This window comes from Oscillibacter sp. PEA192, assembly GCF_003574015.1.
GTDB classification, from domain to species: Bacteria; Bacillota; Clostridia; order Oscillospirales; family Oscillospiraceae; genus Oscillibacter; species Oscillibacter welbionis.
This window is the reverse complement of the sequence record NZ_AP018532.1, coordinates 2,975,548-2,993,838: the sequence shown is the minus strand read 5'-3', so window position 1 is coordinate 2,993,838 and position 18,291 is coordinate 2,975,548. Positions and strand designations below refer to the sequence as shown.

Below are 18,291 nucleotides of genomic sequence, written 5' to 3'. Positions count from 1 at the left end.
TGTCACGATTCGTTGTGTTAAATACTTTTTGCTCGTTATGAGGATGTTGCTCCATGAAGACAATTCTTTTCTCCTGAAAAACATGAAATGTGAGATATAAAGGCAAGCACTTTACAGAGAACCCCGCATTTGATAAAATAGCAATAAATATATCATGGAAATTTTGCGGAATTGGGCATTTTTGCCATATTATAATGATTTGTCGGTAGAACCGATGCAGCTGCGAGTATATAAAAGGAGATACGCCGTGATTGATAGCAATGCCTTGATTGAAATGATGGAATCCTCTTTTGATGGTGTTTGGATTACCGATGGAGAAGGCAAAGTGCTCTTTGCAAATTCAGCCAATGCCTCGCTCCTGGGGGTCAGCAAAGCGGAACTGGAGGGCAGAACGACGCAACAGCTTCTGGATGAAAAGATTTTTTCCAATTCTGTCATTCTGGAGGTTATCCGGCAAAAAAAGCAGATTTCAAAAATCAGCTACAATTATCACACGCGGCTGACGGTTCTGGCTACGGCCACACCCATTTTCGATGATGTCGGAAATGTCAAATATGTATTTAACAATGTCCGGGATATCACAGCCCTCAATGAACTCCAGAACAGTCTGAAGAGCAAGGATACGATTATCCAGCAGCAGTCCCGCCAACTGGAGAGCATGCGGATCCGCCTGGGTGAGGGGACCATTATTGCAAACAGCAAGGCGTTCAACGAAGTTATTACATTGGCACAGCGGGTGGCCGCATTTGATGGAGCCACCGTACTGATTCTGGGTGAATCCGGAACGGGAAAGGAAATTATTTCTGAACTGATTGTAAACAACAGCCCCCGGAAAGACTGGCCGTATCTGCAGGTAAACTGTGGGGCCATTCCAGAAAATCTCATAGAGTCTGAGCTGTTTGGCTATGAGAAGGGGGCATTTACCGGGGCGGACAACAAGGGACACAAGGGCCTGTTTGAGGCCGCCAACGGAGGGACGGTCTTTTTGGACGAGATCGGCGATCTGCCCCTGCATATGCAGGTAAAGCTTCTGCGTGTCTTACAGCAAAAAAAAGTGACCCGTGTGGGCGGGACAGAACCCATTGCCTTGGATGTAAGAGTGATTGCGGCGACAAATCGCAATCTGGAACAGATGGTCAGAGAGGGAACGTTCCGGGAGGATCTATATTACCGACTGAATGTGGTTTCAATTTTCATTCCGCCGCTGCGGGAGCGCCGGGAGGATATCATTCCGCTGATTAACCATTTCCTCATGGTGGAAAACCAGAAATACCACACCAATAAATCTATCTATTCAGACACGATCGATGCGTTTGAAGGATATTGCTGGCCGGGAAATGTCCGGGAGTTGGAAAATCTGCTGGAAAATTTGGTGATTACCACTCCGGGCGACATTATTCGGCGGGAGAACTTGCCACTGAAGCTTCGGCGGCCTCAGCAAGTATCTGCGGAGGAAGAAGAGGAAACGGTTTCATTGAAAAGCGTAGTAGAACGGGCGGAATATGCGGCAATTGAACGCGCCATCGAAAAATACGGATCCATTCGCAAGGCCGCTGCAGCGCTGGATGTCAATCCGTCCACTATTACCCGGAAAATGCAGCTTTATAAGGACATGTCTTCCAGAAAACAAAATAAGTAAATGGTTCGAAAGAGAGATGACGGGGAGAGGGAAACCTTTCTCCGTCATCTCGTATGCAAAATAGCAACGCTGATGCAATTTTGCGCACATGAAGAGTGCGGTTGTCTGTAATATGCATTGTTTTTGCACGAATATATGCGGCATTTATAGCCAATATGCACAATTTCGTCCCAGACTTTTGTGTGAACCTCACGAAAAAATTCGTTTTCGGCAGAATTATCACTTTGGCATAAATATTGCTTAATAACAGGGCGGACAGCAACCGCAGGAGGCGGGAGAAACTTAGACAAGGTGGCTGACAGAAAACGGATGCACTGCTGCGCGACAGCAATGTCCCTATTCAGCAGAATCTTTTTCTGGTGAAGGCGGCGGCTTTTCTAGAGTAAGACACCGAACGCGCTGCCCCGAAATCCGGCCTCGCCCCGGAACCTGTAATTTACACAAAAGGAAGTCATACAAATGCGCAAGAATATGCTCAAGGAGAAGATTCGCAATGGCGAGAGTGCCATCGGCACCTTTGTGAAGCTGACGGACCCTGCGGTTCCGGAGCTGCTGGCCCTGGCGGGGTTCGACTTCTTCGTACTGGATACAGAGCATGTGGCGGTGGACCGGGAACAGCTGACCAACATCGTCCGGGCAGCGGACGCGGCCGGCATCACGCCCATTGTGCGGGTTCGGGAGAACCAGCAGGTGGAGATCCTGCAGAATCTGGACCTGGGATATGCGGGCGTGCAGGTGCCCAATGTGGATACCCCGGAGCAGGCCCGGAACCTGGTGTCCTATGTGAAGTATACCCCCCTGGGCGTGCGGGGCCTGTCCCCCAGCGTGCGGGCTTGTGACTACGGCACCTGCGGCGTGCAGGAGTATATCGACACCGCCAATGCCAACACGATGATCGTCTCCCACTGTGAGAGCAAGACCTGTGTGGAGAATCTGGACGAGGTCCTGAAGGTGGACGGCATCGATGTCATCTTCATCGGACCCATGGACCTGTCCCAGTCCTACGGTGTACCCGGCAAGACCACGGACCCAGAGGTGAAGGCAGCCATCGACACCATCACCGCCAAGACGCTGGCAGCCGGCAAGGCAGTGGGCACCACGGCGGCTTCCGCCGAGGCGGCCAAGGCGCTGATGGCCAAGGGCGTGCAGTATATTCTGCTCTCCTCTGACGAAGGGATCATCGTCAAGTGGGGCAAGGAGACCATCAGCCGGATCCGCGGCTGAGAAGGAGCGTACATAAACATGGAAAAGGTATTTCTGACCGAGCATATCCACCCGGATGCGGTGGCGTATCTCCGGGAGAATTTCGAGGTCGTGCAGGGCACTTCCACGGAGAGCGGCGAGATCATCCGGCAGGCGCAGGGATGCTCCGCGATCCTGATCCGTTCGGCGAAGATCACGGCGGAGATCATGGACGCCATCCCGACGTTGAAGGTAGTCGCCAAGCACGGCATGGGCGTGGACAATATCGCGGTGGATCACGCCACGGAAAAGGGGATCCTGGTGGTCAACGCCCCCTACTCCAACCTGAACGCCGTGGCGGAGCATATCGTGATGCTGCTGCTGGCACTGTCCAAGCGGACGGTGCAGATGGATCAGCTGACCCGGGCCGGCCAGTTCAAAGAGCGCAACACCTACAAGACCATCGAGCTGAAGGGCGCCACGGTGGGCATCATCGGCATGGGCAAGATCTCCCGGCTGGTGGTGAAGAAGCTCTCCGGCTTTGAGATGAACATTCTGGCCACGGATCCCTATGTGAAGCAGGCGGATGTCGAGGGACTGGGGATCACCATGGCGACGCCGGAGGAGCTGTATGCAAAGTCCGATTTCGTCATCGTCCACACCTCTCTGTTCCCCTCTACCTTCCATCTGGTGGGTGCGGAGCAGTTCAAGGCTATGAAGAACACCGCCTTCATCATCAACGCCGCCCGGGGTGCCGTGATCGACGAGGCCGCCATGATCGAGGCCCTGAAGTCCGGCGAGATCGCCGGGGCCGGCCTGGATGTGTTTGAGCAGGAGCCGCCGGCTGATGACAATCCGCTCTTCTCCATGGAGAATGTGATCGTCTCTCCCCACAATGCGGCACTCAGCAACGGGGCGCTTCGGGCTATGGCTATGGACAGCGCCCAGGGGATCACTGAGTATCTCACCGGTAAACCGGTCACCTATCCCGTCAACAAGGAAGTATTGAAATAATTGCATTCAAATCAAGGAAAAAGGAGTGGACGCAAATGTCTTACACAACTGTATACCGCTTTCAGGACCTGAACGGCTATGAGAGCGTGATCTCCAAGGCCAACTCGGATATGACCTATGAGGGATTCGGCCGAATCCTTCTCAACCCCGGCCAGACGCTGGAGTACAAGGTCACCGGTGAGGAGCAGGCCATCGTGCTGCAGCAGGGCGACATGACCTGCTGGGTGGAGTATGAGGGCGTGACCGTTGTGGACGGCGCCAAGGGCCAGCGCGGCAATGTCTATGACGATCTGCCCACCGCCCTGTATGTGCCGCCCAAAGCCACAGTGAAGCTGTACAGCGAGAAGGGCATGGAGGCGAGAGTTTTCACCGCCTATTGTGAGGAGGGCAATGCCCCCTATTTCTGCCCGCCTGAAAATATCGAGGAGGGAGAACCCGGCGAGTACATCTACAAGCGGAAGTACCGCTTCATCTTCGGCCAGCCCGGCAAGCACAACGACCACATCACCAAGCTGCTGATCGTGGGCGAGACCGTGTCCGTGCCCGGCGGCTGGATCGGATTCCCGGCGCACCGGCACGACTACGAGCGCCCCGGCAAGGAGTGCGTGTTGGATGAGATCTTCTCCTTCCAGATGACCTCCACCGAGGATGGCCCTGGCCGCGGCGGCGTCATGCAGCACGGCTATGATCTGACGGACGAGAACAAGAAGATCTGGGACGAGGTCAATGTGATCGAGGAGAACAACACCGCCGTGGCGCTGCCCACCGGCTACCACACCACGGTGGCACTGCCCGGCACCCGTGCGTATCTGCTGTGGGGCCTGGCTGGCGATACGAAGAAGTACAAGGTCCAGTTTGACGAGCGGTATTCCTGGCTTGAGGGCTGCTTATATTGAGGAACTGAGAAAGGTAGTAGGATGAATCTCGCAGAGGAAATTCGGGGAACACAAGTTCCTCCAGATCATCTGGGAATTTGCTGGCTTGGCCAGGCCGGATTTCTCCTGAAGGCTCCCGACGGAACAAGCATGGTGCTCGATCCCTATCTGACGGAGTGCGGCGAGCGGATTCGAGGATTCAAACGACTCTCACCCATGCTGATCGCGCCGGAAGAGCTGGCGGTAGATTATTATGTGACCAGCCATCTGCATTTTGATCACTTCGATTATGATGCGATTCCAATTGTGGCACAGTGCACAAAAAGGACCTTGTTTTTCGGGCCTGCCAGCTGTCAGGAGAAGTTCATTGAACTGGGCATACAGGCCCACCGCTGCCATCGTCTGGACAGAGGAGAATGCTATCAGGATGAAAAGATCCTGATTCGGGCAGTGATGGCGGATCACGGTACCATGGCGCCGGATGCTATCGGGCTCTTGGTGGCGTTTGCAGGTCATCGGCTCTATTTTTCCGGAGACACGGCGTTTCACTCGGAGTTGTTTCAGGAGATCAGGATCTTTGAGCCGGATATTGCGGTGCTGTCTGTCAATGGTGCATTTGGCAACATGAACGCTGAGGAAGGAGCGGCGGCGGCGGAATTGACTGGCGCGAGATATGCAGTGCCCTGCCACTTCTGGACCTTTATGGAGCACGGCGGGCTTCCCGGTCAGTTTTGTGAGCAGCTGCTCCTAAAAGGGACTTGCCAGCCGCTCTGCTTCCGGCAGGGGGAGATTCGAACGATGCAATGTCATACAAATCGGGAAAGAAAGAAGGAGACCGCCTGATGAAAGCCATTCGGTTCATGGATCCGGGAGTAATCGAGTATTCCGAGATCCCGCAGCCTGAGATTCGGGATGACGAAGTCTTGGCACAGATCGCTTATGCCGGGTTCTGTGCTACGGATATTGAACTGCTAACAGGAGAGATGATCCATATCAAAAACGGCAACACCAAGTACCCCATCATTCCCGGCCATGAGTGGAGCGGCACGGTGGTGGCTGTGGGCAAGAATGTCCGGGATTTTAAAGCGGGAGACCAGGTCACCTCCGATGTGAGCTTGGGATGCGGCGAGTGCGAAAACTGCCGGCAGGGCCATTATAATCTGTGCCCCAACCGGGAGGTCGTAGGATCTTACCGCAACCGCCAGGGTGTGTTTGCCCAGTATGTGGCGATACCGCAACGGCATCTGTATCATATCCCCGAAGGGCTGAGCTTGGAGGAGGCCGCTCTGGCAGAGCCTGCCGCAACCGCCATGTACGCGGTCACCAAGGCGCAGATTCCCGCCGGCGCCCAGGTGCTGGTGATCGGAGATGGTCCCATTGGCCAGCTGGCGGCACAGCTTGCCAATATTGCGGGTGCCAGTCGGGTCATCATGGCAGGCAGCTGGGATGAGAAGCTGGCTATCGCCCGGGAGTGCGGCATCCATGAGACCATCAACTATCACAATGAGGATGTGATACAGCGGGCAAGGGAACTGACTGAGGGCGGTCCTGAGATCGTGATCGAGACATCGGGCAGCAACGTCGCACTGAATATGGCGGTGCAGGCCCTGAAGCCCACCGGACGGATCGTAGCTGTCAGCTGGTACAATGGAGCTAATGTGGATGTTGCCATGAACACGCTGATCGTAAAAGATGCGGCGCTCATCGGCTCTCTGGCCAGCCCCAACTCCTTTACGCCGGTGCTGCGCTACATGGTAGAGGGGAAGCTGAAGGTAAAACCGCTCATTACCCATATCAAGCGTCTGGAAGACTTCCAGAACGTGATCGAGATGATTCGGGCAAAGAAGGAAATGCGTATCAAGATTTTGTTCCAGCCGTAACTGTAAATCCTGCTGAGTTTCAGCTGATTTAAAAAACCATCTATATTTTTTTTAAGAAAGGAAACGATTATCATGGCAGAACTGAAGAAGCAGACTGAATTCAAGCTGTACAAAAGAGATTCCGTGTTCTTTGATCAGAACACCGCTCCCGTGAACATCGCCTATGCCAAGGAAGTCAACGACGTAGCGATCCTGCCCCTGGGCGCCATTGAGCAGCACGGCCCGCACTGCCCCAACGGCCTGGACAGCTTCAACGCCATCTGCCTGGCCAAGAAGGTGGCGGAGAAGTCCGGCGCCACCGTGCTCCCCTGCCCCATGTACGGCGGTCATCCCTACATGCACATGGGTATGCCTGCTACCATCGCGCTGAACTATGAGACCAACATGGCGCTGATTCACGACATCATCGCCGGTGCCTCCAATGTAGGCTATAACAAGTTCATCCTGCTGGTTGCCCATGGCCAGGACAGCTCCTTCATTCCGGCTGTTCACAAGCTGGGCATGGAAGGCTACTTCACGGTCGCCTCTACCTGGTATGACTTCCTGGGCGACAACAAAGCCGTTCTGTCCGATTATATGTGGCACGCCGACGAGGCGGAGACCTCCATGGCGCTGTCCCTGTACGGCGACTTGGTCCACATGGACCTGGCCATCGACGGCGGCGGCACGACGCTGGTGGACGGCAAGTGGAAGAAAGCGCCCGGCGAGACTTCTCATCCTTTCCAGTTTTATCATTTCGACGGCACTTTTGCTCTGATGGAGAAGGACGATCTGGACTACGGCGTGATCGGCAATCCCACCAAGGCCAGCAAGGAAAAGGGCGATGCACTGGTGGAGAAGGTCGTGGAAGGTTACAGCGCCTTCATCAAAGACCTGCTGGAAAGACATCCTGTTGGAATCAATCCTCTGGGCTTCCGGAATCCCTTGGGCTTCAACGGCTTCAACGGCGGAGCTTATCCCACATTCGACAAGGATCACGACGAGAAGGGCCGGCCTATCTACTACAACAAGTGATATAACACATAACAGGTTTCACATAACGGTTTAATGGAGGAGCATATGAAAAAGAAACTGACTTGTCTGTTGCTGGCTATGGCCATGGTGTTCTCCCTGACTGCCTGCGGAAGCGGCGGAGATAGCTCCGGCGGTGAAAGCGCAGAGGGACAAACTTATGAGTGGACGGCGTCCAGCGGACTTGCGGTGGGAAGTTCCTGGGATCTTGGCCTTCTGAAATTTGCTGAACTGCTCAACGAGCGCAGTAACGGCGCCATCACCTTGACGGTCCACTCGGGTGCTACGCTGGGATCCGCCAAGGAGACGCTGGAAGGTGTGCAGATGGGCTCCATTGATTTTATCGTAGAGAGTTCTGCGTCCCTGTCCAACTTTACGGATGCCATGTCCGTGTTTGACCTGCCCTATCTGTTCCCCGATGCTGCCACCGCACGGAAAGCTCTCAGCGGTGAGGCTGCTCAGGGGCAGCTGGACGCCCTGGAGTCCATCGGGATGAAGGGCATCAACTATTGGGAGAACGGCATTTATGCCATCGGCGCGGTGAAGCCAGTCAAGAATCTGGCGGATCTGAAGGGAATGCGTGTCCGGTCCATCGACAGCCCCCTGCAGGCGGATGTGTACAGCGCACTGGGCGCTATGCCCGTGGTTCTGGCTTGGGGTGATATCTATACCTCCATCCAGACCGGCGTAGCGGATGCAGTCAGTTCCACTGCGGTTACCAACATGTATACCCAGAACTTCTATGAGGTTGCTCCCTATATCACACTGAGCAACCACGGTTATTCTCCCGCTCCTCTGATTTGCAGCAAATCTCTCTGGGATTCCCTGTCGGAGGATATCCAGCAGCTGGTTATGGAGTGTGCAGAGGAAGCCCGTGAGTACCACTATCAGATCTGTGATGAGCAGTTGGCGGAGTACATGGCGGAGATGGAGGCCAATGGCGCGGAGTTCATCGAGATTGATCAGACCGAGTGGGAAGCTGCGGTGCAGCCTGTGTATGAGAAGTACGTGGGAGAGGGCGGCATCGATCCTGTTCTGGTAGAGGCAATCCAGACGGATGTCGAGGCTGTGGAATAAGACACAAAAAACTTGAGAACAGAGGCGGAGCGGTTGCCGCCGCTCCGCCTCATTTCGGGAGAAAGGAGCGTATCGCCGGAAAACGAGCGATACATAGTTTGCCATGTTGAAAAAACTTGATCAGGCTTTCAGCAAAGTGGAAGGCTTCCTGAGTGTTGTCCTTTTTCTGGCGATGGTTGCCATCGTTTGCTGGAGCGTTATTTGCCGCTATGCCTTGAAGATCCCTTTTCTGCAGAGTGAGGAGTTGGCCCGGTACCTCATGATTTATATCGTTTATATTGGCACCAGTATTGGTGTAAAAAGTAAGAGCCACATCGGTGTGGAAGTATTCGTGGATATGCTTCCGGAAAAGATCTATAAAAAGGTCCGGATCTTTACGGAGATCCTATGCATGCTGATGTTTGTGCTGCTGTTTGTGCTTTCGCTGCAGATGTTTAATCATCTGATCATGACCAAGCAGATGACCACAACCACGCAGATTCCCACTGCGGTCGTGTTCTTCTGCCTTCCTATGGGGTTCTTTATGGGAATCATTCACTATCTTTACAGCATTGAAACCATGATTAAGGATATTATGCATCGGAAGGAGGAGATTGAAGCATGATTACTGCAACGCTTTTCCTGGTTTTTGCCGTCATTACGATTCTGGGTATGCCTATCGCGCTGGCGCTGGTGGGCGGCGGTATGGCGGCCATCGTTGCCGGGGACTTGATGCCGCTGTTCACCTCCGTGCAGAAGATGTTCTCCTCCGTCGATAGTTTTACACTGGCGGCCATTCCGTTTTTTATGTTGGCTGGCGCACTGATGAGCAGTGGTGGCATTTCACGCCGACTTATCGATTTTGCCAATGCTGCAGTTGGTTGGATGCCCGGCGGCCTCGGCGTCGTGACGATTTTCTCATGTATGCTGTTTGGCTGTTTGTGCGGCTCCCCCACAGCAACGGTGGCGGCCATCGGCGCAGTGATGGTGCCTGCGCTGGAACAGGGAGGCTATAGCCGCAAATTCGCCCTGTCCACTATTGCTGCAGCCGGTATGTTGGGCACGATTATTCCGCCCAGCACCGTGATGATCACATACTGCTCCGCAACGGGTGTATCGGTGGGCAGTATGTTCATGGCAGGAATTGTTCCCGGCATCACGCTGGGTGCACTGATGATTGCCTTTGCGATTTTCTACGGCGTAAAAAATCGGATCCCTAGAACCAAGTTTAATATCAGAAAATTTTTGTCTGCGTCTTATCATGCCATTGGTGCCATCTTCATGCCCATTATCATCTTGGGCGGCATCTACACCGGTATTTTTACACCTACTGAGTCCGCAGCCGTTGCTTGCGCGTATGGCCTGATCGTAGGCTGCTTCATCTATCGGGAAATCAACTTCAAGGGCTTGGTGGAAACAGTAAAGTCTGCGGCTGCCTCCTCTGGTATGATCATGTTCATCGTTGCCTGTGCTGGCGTATTCGGCCTGCTGATGACCCGTGAGCAGATTCCCGCCCATGCGGCGGAGTTCATCATGAGCATCTGTTCTAACAAGGTGGTGTTCTTGCTGCTGGTGAACGTGTTGCTGCTGATCGTGGGTTGTTTCATGGATACCACGCCTGCCATCCTGATTATTGCTCCTATCCTGTTCCCGGCGCTCTCTGCCTACAATATTGATCCTGTCCATTTTGGCATCATTATGCTGCTGAATATGTGCATTGGCATGATCACCCCGCCGCTGGGGATCAATCTCTATGTGGCGGCGACTCTGCGGCAGGCGAAGGTGGGTGAGCTGGTCAACCGGCATCTGCTGAAGTACATGATTTGCTGCCTGGTGAATCTGCTGCTTATTACCTATATTCCCCAAATTTGCCTCTGGCTTCCCAGCTTTATGGAATAATGAGTTGTACAAACGGAGGAACAGACTATGAGTATAATTAAAAAAAGCCCATCAAAGTATGTCCATAGTACAGGTATGCTACAGCAATTGGATCAATATTTGCAGGGAATGGGAAAGATCCTGCTCATACTGATCAGTGAGTCCTGGCCCCGGCGGATCGGGCCTGTGTTGGAATAATTTTTTGCCGGTACGGATTATATCGTTCGGTATGAGATTTTTCAGGGAGAATGCTCTCAGTCCCAAATTGACCGCCTAGTAGAAAGGGTAAGGTCCAGGCCGCTACAGTGGTTATGGGAATCGGCGGAGAAAGAATTCAGGATATGACCAAGGGTATCGCGTATTATGCGGGATTACCGGCGATCATCATTTCTACGGTGGCTTCGACAGATCCCCCCTGTAGCTCATTGAGCGTGATTTACCGAGATAACGGTGAATTTGATCGGTATCTGTTTCTGGACCGTTGCCCGGATGGTGCTGGTAGATACACTTGTGATTGCAAAAGCGCCTGCCAAGTTGCTGGTGGCAGGAAAGGGAAACGGCATGGCAACCTATTTTGAAGCGCGTATCTGCCGGGCCTCTGGCAGCAATAACCAGAAAAAATTAGGACTCCGGCGGAACAACCGCCGGAGCCCTGTGCATTTCATCCCGCCATTGCCTGTGCCTTCCCTGTGGCGATCTCTTGCTCTCATCTCCTGGATGAGGGCGGCCAGCTTTTGTTCATATTCCTCCTCGGTAGGGGCGTAGACATTGCGGGCGATGCGCTTTCCATTGACGATGGGGGAGTAGCTTTGCCGATCCCCCGGTCTTTTTTGGCTACGGCAGTCCTTTGCATCTCGTCCGTGACATGAGCGTAGATGTTCAGCGTGGTGCTGCTGGACACATGGCCGATGATCGTGGAAAGGGCCTTCATATCCATGCTGTGCTCCAGGGAGGCAGTGGCGAAGGTATGCCGCAGATCGTGGAACCGAAGTCTCTTGCAGTCAGCTCGTTTTAGTACGGTAGACAGCCGTTTTTGTATAGTGACTGGGTCCGTGGGGGAATCCTCCTTGACTGGTGAAGGAAACATCCACCGGGAAGTGCAGGAGTTTCGATAGGTTATGAGTACATTCAGGACCGGCGGAGGGAGGAGCACCATATGTTGCCTTGCTTTGGTTTTGGGTGGGGAGACTACCAACTCACCACGTACCCGGTGGACCTATTATCCCACTTGGAGTGCCCCGGTTTTAAGATTCAGGTCATTCCACTGAAGGGCGCAGATCTCACCCCGGCGCAGGCCTGTGGACAGTTCCGGCAGGAGCAGTTCATAGCAGCCCCTCTCTGGCCTGGATCAGTAACCGCTGGATTTCCTCCGGTATCAGGACCTTCATTTCTCTGGGCTTGGCAGAGGGAAGCTTGCAACCAGCCGCAGGATTTCGGAAGATCAGGTTTTCCTCCATAGCTTTGTCCAGAGCAGCGTGGAAAGTCGTGTGGATGCTGCGAACGGCCTAATCTGACAGCCCTTTGCCGTAGAACTCAACTCGGATCAGCCTGCCGTCCTTTTTAAGGGACACATAGAATTCCTGAATGTCTGTGGTGTTCAACTTGTCCGGTTGGATTTGTCCTAACTTTAGGATGATATGCTGATAGATCCGCCGCTCATAAGACATTTGCGTGTTTGGGAGGAGATTTGGCTTTTTATATTCTTGATAGCAGAGATCCAGCCAGTCCGCCAGCAAGATTTCGGGTTTAGGTTGGTCTAGTGTAGGTTCTTTCAGCGCATCCCAGAGCTGTGCCAGCTTTGCTGCGCACTCCAACTTGGTTTTTGCAAGGATATTTTTCAGTTGATGATAAGCAGTGGCGGGATTCATAGGTGTTTCTGGTTTGGGTGGGTTGGGAAAGAACCATACGGAGTAGGAACATTTTTTCGGATTCGTAACAACTCTGCGGTGCTGTCAGGCAGGACGATTTTTTTGGTTTCGGCGTAGGTCTTGGTATCTCCGGTCATTAGTTGCCAGCCCTTTTCTTTGTGGATGGTTCGGTTGACACTCAGTGTTCCTTTTCTGAAATCGAAGTCAGACTACATCAGTCCGCAGATCTCACCCAGCCGCAGGCTGGTGGTTAGCTCCGTGTAGAAGAAGGCTTTCCGGACAGCATCCTGTTTCACCGCTGTCAGAAAAGCATCCAGTTGCTCCTCGTTCAGGATGGTCATGGACTTGTGAGCCACCTTGAGCGGCGCCACATGGTCAGCAGGATTGTGGGGCAGCAGCCGTTGGTCTACCACAGACTTCAGCGCATGGTGCGGTGGTGTGGATGCCGTGGACCGTGGTGTTGGATAACCCACGGCTCTGGCCGGGGCGGGGATGGATTCTGCCACGCTGTTTTAAGGTGTCATAGAGCGTCCGCAGGTCTGTCGGTGTAATTTGTGTGAACTTCTTCTAGCCCAAGTACAGTTTGACGTGGTGCTCCATGTCACTGCGGTAGTGTTCCGGCGTGCTGGACTGGAGGACGGATGTTATCTGCTCCAGCCAACGGTCCAGCCACTCCGAGAGGGGCATTCTGCACTCCTCCGTCAGATCCACGCCTTGATAGGCGGTGATGTCCTGCCGGAGCTTTGCGGTCAGTTCTTTTTGGGTGTCGGCGTAGGTGTAGCGGAAGATGAGGTCGCCGTTTTCCTTGCGACCCACCACGATGCGGCCCTCCCAGCGGCCGTTCTCCCGCTTGCGGACCATGCTGTTTCCGGACGGCCTGCGTTTTGCCATTGTAGGTTTCACCTCCGAGGGTTTTATCTTTGATTTGCATCACAGGACTTACGTGGCCTACCAAACAGGTGGGAACCTGCCGCCCACTGGAACAGAATCGCCCCGGTATCGGCGGCAGATGACGGCGATGCTGACAGGCCCATTGAAGTGCGCGCGAAAGCGGGCACGACCGGTATGGAAAAGCGTGAGACAAAAGGCTGTTATGCTCTTGCTTGTGTTTTCGTTGAGCTTGGGGAGCTTGATGGCGGTCAGCCAAACGGTGCGGGCCGCGGTGGTGCGCCGGGTTGTGGAGTGGTATGAGACACATATCACGTACAGACATTCGGGAGAACAGATTGCCGGAGATATGCCTTGGTATGAAATTACGGACTTACTGGAGGGATATGGTGAAATTGAGAGTTAACGAGAAGAATTTCCAAACTATGTTTGCAACACCTATCGAAATAAAGAACTCAAAAAAACGATATACTTGGACTACGTGTATATGCAGGAGGGGGCCACGAGTGATTTTGCCATGGAAAGCGCAGAAATTATTCCGGTCACAGTGAATGGCCTGGATGGACAACTGTTTTTGGAAGAGAATTGGAAAAAACAGCAAAGCACAGTTACATGTATTGACATAAGTAGCAACCTCTAATTCTGTGTGGACGCACATCTTGATTAAGAGGATATTTTGCACATAACTGAGAGCGTTTCTTTGGCGAAAACAGAAAAAATATAAGAGATGTAAAGAAAGAACCTCCTTCTGCATTTGCATAATAGAAGTTTAAGATGCTCGCTATATAAAACAGACAATGGAGGTTTCATGATAAAAAAGTACGGATCATTTGTTGCGGGCATGGCGGCGATGCTTCTGGTGGCTTCCCTTGTGGGCAGCGTGTTTGCAGCTTCCAGCCGGGTGGAATACAACCAGGCCGGGATATCTCTGTTCGGTGAGGATAAGGTCCTTGCCGGTGAAACTTGCAAAGCGCCCAATGGGCAGGGGGTACCATCGGTCATTATCTATGTGGATGTTGCCGAGGACAAGACCAATTATCTCTCCATCCGCCAGATCTCCAAACTGCTCGGCATTGAAGTGCGCCGGGACAGTCAGAAAAACCGGGTCAATCTTGGCGCGGCCCCTGCGGATTATGTGGTCGTAGGTGGAAAGAGGGGCGATGGGAGTATCCCTGCTAACGCAACAACGCCCGTACTTGGAGGCGTCCACGGCCCGTTTACGGAGATCGATCCAGTCAAGGCCGCCGGCAAGTCTTTGAGCGGCATAATTCAGGACAACACCAAGCTCCAGACCACCTGCTGCTATTCGCTGGAATCCAACTTCTACCCCAAAGATGGGAACTACATTGCGCTGACTGTGACCAACAACGGCTCCGCGATGCAGACCGCGACTGCGGGCAGGACGCTCACGCTGGGCGGATTTGAAAGTGGACATTGGCGCGGGCGAAACGCTGGCCAGAACCTTTTATATCGCCGACAGTGCGGAGGAATTGGAGAGTACACTGGCCTTCGGCATCTATGCCAAGGGAGTTTCCAGTCTCAGCGATATTACAGTTTCTCTGAAACAGTATAAGTAAGTCCGAGACCAATAAGACGAACAGCGATATTTCAACGGAAGATCGTGTTACTTGCGTTGTCTGGCATGATGTTGTCGAGCGTTTCACTTACCAGTAACGATGGCAGGACTGCTTTATTATAGTGCTCACACAAATGACCACTGCAATCAACCTATGGCAAATATGCAGAACGTACTGAGCTACTATATCCCCGTTTGGGATTCGTATACAAGGGCGTGGACTCCACAGTGATTATGACAGACATTTTGGGGCGCGGTAGACACCATCGCACCCCAATAGTTGAGAAAGAAGCAACTATCTGATCCGCTTGCAATATTTTTCTGGAAGGGACAGTTCTATCAACAAGCTGTGAAGACTTCCGGTCGTATGATAGCAGGAAGACTCTGATATGATGAAGGAAAAACAATGGAGCGGTTTGCGGAATTTCTGTGCCGCGACGAGCGGGAATCGGGGACCATCGAGACGTACCTGCGTTCCCTGCGGGGATTTGCCGAGTGGGCGGCGGGCTGGAAGACTACCAAGGAACTGTTGTCCGCCTGGAAGAGGGGCTGTCCGGCCTGGAATACCGGCTGGAGTCGGTGAACGCCATGCTGGCGGCGATCCGGGCCTCGGCAGGGACCGCCTGGCACTGCTGATAGAGACAATCTGCGCTACTGGCATCCGGGGCAACGAGGTGCGGTATATCACGGTGGAGGCTGCCGGGACAGGCGTGGCACAGATCGCCATGAAGGGCTAGGCTGGACAATCTTACTGCCGCAAAAGCTCTGCCGCAGGCTACTGAAAATACGCCAAAATGAAAAAGATCGTCTCCGGTGAGATCTTTCTCACCAGAGACGGAAAGCGCCTGTCCTGGAAATGTATCTGGTAGAGATGAAAAAGCTGTGCGGCCTTGCGGGCGTGGCGGGGAGCAAGGTGTTCCCCCATAACTATTGACGCGTTGCTCCTGTCTCGCGCATAGCCAGAGTTCCCTTCTCAAATTTCTGGATATGCGCGCATTTTCTCTTGACGTACGAACACCCCCTGTATAGGTTTATTCTCCTACACAGGGGGCATTTTCTCTATTGTCCACTTTTACTGGCCCAGTTCATATCATTCGCCCGACGGGGCGCTTTTATGAGGTTCCCGTAAATTACTCCACTACTGCGAACATAGCTATCTCAAAGAGATAGCAGTCTGCTACCGGGGGTGCCACTACGGTATACCGGGCGGGGCCTACCTTGGCGTCGCCGAAATACTTGAAATACACCTGGTTCATGCCGGCAAAGTCCTCTTGCTTCTGGAGGAAGCATCGGCACATGAGCACCTTATCCAAATCAGAGCCAGCAGCTCGGAGAATTCGACGGGCATTTTCAATAGCCAGCTCTACTTGAGCCTCAATACCTTTGGGGATGTTGCCTTGGATGTCCTCCCCCACCTGCCCGGAAACGAAGAGGACATTGCCGAAGCGAACAGCTTGGGAGATGCCATTTCGGGAAATGGCCACCTCAACGGTTTCGATTTTCGTAATCTTTTCCATAGAAATTCCTCCGTAATTTTTCTCGGCTCAGAACCCAAATATGTTGGGCAGCCACAGGGAGAAACCGGGAACATAGGTGACGACTAGTAGCGTTGGCAACCACGCAAAGAGAATCAGCAGTAGCGTGGGCTTCATGGAGTGGCTGGCGTCGGTGCCCACCACCCGAGCACCCAGATACAGCATGGGGGCACAGGGCGGCGTCACATTACCCATACCAAGATTCACGCCCAGAATGGCTGCGAAGTGGATAGGGCTCACGCCGATTTCCTTGGCAATGGGAACCAGAATGGGGGTGGAGAGCAGCAGGGCGGAGCCGTCATCCATCAGCATACCCATGATAATCATGAACACATTCATCATCAGCAGAATGACATTTTTGTTGGTGGTAAAGAGATAGATCATATCTACCAGGGCGCCGGGAAGATCCTCATAGATGAAGTACCGGCTCAGCATGCTCACAAAGAACAGCATCACCATAATGACACCAGTAGTGGTGCCGGTTTCCTTAAGAATTTCCGGCGCGTCACTCCACTTCATGCCCCGGTAGATGTAAATGGCCACGGGAATGCAATACAGGGTTGAGACGCAGGCTGCCTCGGTGGGGGTCATGACGCCACCGTAAATACCGCCTAGGATAATCACCGGTAGCAACAGGGCCGGCGTGGCGTGCCAAGTCTTTTTCAGACCGGGGGCGGAGTAGATGGGCACCCAGTTCTCCAGGGGCTGCACGCCCTCTCGCTGGGCTAGGATCATACCCACCACGCCCAGCAAGGTGGCAAGACAGACACCGGGGATCACAGTACTCAGGAAACAGGCCAGCACGGATTCTCCGGAAACCCAAGCGTACATAATCATCAGGGAACTGGGGGGGATCAGCAGGCCAAGCGGGGCAGAGGAAGAAATCAGGGCTGCGGAGAGTCCTTTGCTGTAGCCGGCCATCTTCAGCTTGGGAGCCATAATGGAGCCGATACAGCTGCAGGTGGCAGCGGCAGAACCGCAGATGGCGCCGAAGATGGCGGAGGCATAGGACACCGCCAGCATCAGTCCGCCCCGGAAGCGCCCCACCAGCATTTCTACCACGGACACCAGCTCATCGCCAACCTTGCCTTTTTCAATGAAGCCGCCGGCCATGATGAAGGTGGGAATGGCCAGTAGTACCATGGTGTTGATGCCGTTGAAGCCCACCGGCAAAGTGGTGGCAAAGGTGCCACCCAGCATGGTATACATGTAAATCGTACCTGCGCCAAAGGCAAAGGGAATGGAGACGCCCAATAACAGAGAACCCATCAGGATGGCAATGGCAATTCCAACATGAATCATGCCTGCTGTTCCTCCTTCTTCAGCGTACCAACGTTGACGAGCTCCGTCAGTAACCAGTAAATGTGATAGAGTAGCATCAGGGCAAAACCCACCAACATCACAGCATGGGAGAGCACTAGGGGGATGGAGAGCACCACAGTATAGGGCATGACGGACATATCCTTGAGAATGTAATCTATAGACCACTTGATGCAAACACCGATGACGCCACACTCAATGATTCGGGCCAGCAGGTGGCACCAGGCCACCACAGTCTTATTTTTCACAACGGTGCTGACCATGTCGGCCTTAATCTGGGAATCCTCCCGGCTGCCCTGGGCTGCGCCGATAAAGTATTGCCAGAAAATAACAAGGAGAATAATCTCGTCCAGCCCCAGAACGTTCATGGTCAGGACATAGCGCAGGAACACAGTGGCGATGGTCAGAACAAAGACAATAATACCGGTGAATACCAGAACCCACTTCTGAATCGCATCAAAGAAATGGAACAGGCCGCAGTTACCCAAATATCTGGTGAAAGCGTCCAGCTTTTCCATATGCGTTTTCTCCTTTCTTTCACCAGGCTGATTCCACGCCGGAGCGCAGAA

General features: G+C 53.4%; 19 protein-coding genes and 1 pseudogene. 13 read left to right on the top strand and 7 right to left on the bottom strand.

The genetic code is table 11. From position 1 onward, the window contains the following. The first annotated feature begins 247 nt into the window (after positions 1-247). The 11 genes and pseudogenes from DN611_RS14845 to DN611_RS17350 form a co-directional block, all read left to right on the top strand. Positions 248-1,639, top strand: coding sequence for a sigma-54 interaction domain-containing protein (locus DN611_RS14845; protein WP_160117452.1), 1,392 nt, complete (start codon positions 248-250; stop codon positions 1,637-1,639). Between the two features lie 459 nt (positions 1,640-2,098). Then, positions 2,099-2,863, top strand: coding sequence for an HpcH/HpaI aldolase family protein (locus tag DN611_RS14840; RefSeq protein ID WP_119311739.1), 765 nt, complete (start codon positions 2,099-2,101; stop codon positions 2,861-2,863). 18 nt (positions 2,864-2,881) lie between these two features. Next, the gene (locus DN611_RS14835) at positions 2,882-3,835 is read left to right on the top strand and encodes a hydroxyacid dehydrogenase (protein ID WP_119311738.1); all 954 of its coding nucleotides are present in this window, start codon (positions 2,882-2,884) and stop codon (positions 3,833-3,835) included. A 35-nt stretch (positions 3,836-3,870) separates the two neighbouring features. Beyond that, positions 3,871-4,731, top strand: a complete 861-nt coding sequence (locus DN611_RS14830) for a 5-deoxy-glucuronate isomerase (RefSeq protein WP_021752195.1) — start codon at positions 3,871-3,873, stop codon at positions 4,729-4,731. Positions 4,732-4,752: 21 nt separating this feature from the next. Further along, positions 4,753-5,553, top strand: a complete 801-nt coding sequence (locus tag DN611_RS14825; protein WP_119311737.1) for an MBL fold metallo-hydrolase — start codon at positions 4,753-4,755, stop codon at positions 5,551-5,553. Continuing rightward, positions 5,553-6,590, top strand: a complete 1,038-nt coding sequence (locus tag DN611_RS14820) for a zinc-dependent alcohol dehydrogenase (protein ID WP_158629754.1) — start codon at positions 5,553-5,555, stop codon at positions 6,588-6,590. Before DN611_RS14825 ends, DN611_RS14820 begins: the two co-directional genes overlap by 1 nt. Before the next feature lie 72 nt (positions 6,591-6,662). Continuing rightward, positions 6,663-7,604: a creatininase family protein gene (locus DN611_RS14815; protein WP_119311735.1), complete on the top strand. Its 942-nt coding sequence runs from the start codon at positions 6,663-6,665 to the stop codon at positions 7,602-7,604. 45 nt (positions 7,605-7,649) lie between these two features. Then, on the top strand, positions 7,650-8,678 hold the full coding sequence (locus tag DN611_RS14810; RefSeq protein WP_158629753.1) for a TRAP transporter substrate-binding protein: 1,029 nt from the start codon (positions 7,650-7,652) through the stop codon (positions 8,676-8,678). A gap of 103 nt (positions 8,679-8,781) precedes the next feature. Beyond that, on the top strand, positions 8,782-9,282 hold the full coding sequence (locus DN611_RS14805) for a TRAP transporter small permease (protein WP_119311733.1): 501 nt from the start codon (positions 8,782-8,784) through the stop codon (positions 9,280-9,282). After that, on the top strand, positions 9,279-10,556 hold the full coding sequence (locus DN611_RS14800) for a TRAP transporter large permease (protein WP_119311732.1): 1,278 nt from the start codon (positions 9,279-9,281) through the stop codon (positions 10,554-10,556). Before DN611_RS14805 ends, DN611_RS14800 begins: the two co-directional genes overlap by 4 nt. Before the next feature lie 281 nt (positions 10,557-10,837). Then, positions 10,838-11,113: pseudogene (locus DN611_RS17350) on the top strand (iron-containing alcohol dehydrogenase); the annotation flags it as partial. A 128-nt stretch (positions 11,114-11,241) separates the two neighbouring features. On the opposite strand, the gene DN611_RS17110 reads toward DN611_RS17350, so the two are convergent. The 4 genes from DN611_RS17110 to DN611_RS14785 form a co-directional block, all read right to left on the bottom strand. Next, the gene (locus DN611_RS17110; protein ID WP_249390863.1) at positions 11,242-11,691 is read right to left on the bottom strand and encodes a tyrosine-type recombinase/integrase; all 450 of its coding nucleotides are present in this window, start codon (positions 11,689-11,691) and stop codon (positions 11,242-11,244) included. A gap of 349 nt (positions 11,692-12,040) precedes the next feature. Beyond that, positions 12,041-12,403 carry an N-terminal phage integrase SAM-like domain-containing protein gene (locus DN611_RS17105; protein ID WP_249390862.1) on the bottom strand — a complete coding sequence of 121 codons (363 nt, stop codon included), beginning with the start codon at positions 12,401-12,403 and terminating at the stop codon, positions 12,041-12,043. 209 nt (positions 12,404-12,612) lie between these two features. Then, the gene (locus tag DN611_RS16575; RefSeq protein WP_136891229.1) at positions 12,613-12,816 is read right to left on the bottom strand and encodes a hypothetical protein; all 204 of its coding nucleotides are present in this window, start codon (positions 12,814-12,816) and stop codon (positions 12,613-12,615) included. 154 nt (positions 12,817-12,970) lie between these two features. Continuing rightward, positions 12,971-13,294 carry a hypothetical protein gene (locus DN611_RS14785; RefSeq protein ID WP_119311730.1) on the bottom strand — a complete coding sequence of 108 codons (324 nt, stop codon included), beginning with the start codon at positions 13,292-13,294 and terminating at the stop codon, positions 12,971-12,973. 805 nt (positions 13,295-14,099) lie between these two features. Between DN611_RS14785 and DN611_RS14775 the strand changes: the two genes are divergently transcribed. Together DN611_RS14775 and DN611_RS16565 are read left to right on the top strand one after the other, a co-directional pair. Continuing rightward, on the top strand, positions 14,100-14,864 hold the full coding sequence (locus DN611_RS14775; RefSeq protein WP_119311728.1) for a hypothetical protein: 765 nt from the start codon (positions 14,100-14,102) through the stop codon (positions 14,862-14,864). A gap of 498 nt (positions 14,865-15,362) precedes the next feature. Next, positions 15,363-15,503: a hypothetical protein gene (locus tag DN611_RS16565; RefSeq protein WP_160117451.1), complete on the top strand. Its 141-nt coding sequence runs from the start codon at positions 15,363-15,365 to the stop codon at positions 15,501-15,503. 494 nt (positions 15,504-15,997) lie between these two features. Here the strand turns inward: DN611_RS16565 and DN611_RS14770 are convergent, their stop codons facing one another. From DN611_RS14770 to DN611_RS14760, 3 genes are read right to left on the bottom strand one after another with little or no spacing between them, the layout of a single operon-like run. Further along, positions 15,998-16,384, bottom strand: coding sequence for a RidA family protein (locus DN611_RS14770; RefSeq protein ID WP_119311727.1), 387 nt, complete (start codon positions 16,382-16,384; stop codon positions 15,998-16,000). A 27-nt stretch (positions 16,385-16,411) separates the two neighbouring features. Next, positions 16,412-17,704: a TRAP transporter large permease gene (locus DN611_RS14765; protein WP_119311726.1), complete on the bottom strand. Its 1,293-nt coding sequence runs from the start codon at positions 17,702-17,704 to the stop codon at positions 16,412-16,414. Beyond that, entirely contained in the window at positions 17,701-18,240 is a 540-nt protein-coding gene (locus DN611_RS14760; protein WP_119311725.1) for a TRAP transporter small permease, read from the bottom strand. The genes DN611_RS14765 and DN611_RS14760 overlap by 4 nt, the downstream gene beginning before the upstream one ends. Between the last annotated feature and the right edge of the window lie 51 nt (positions 18,241-18,291).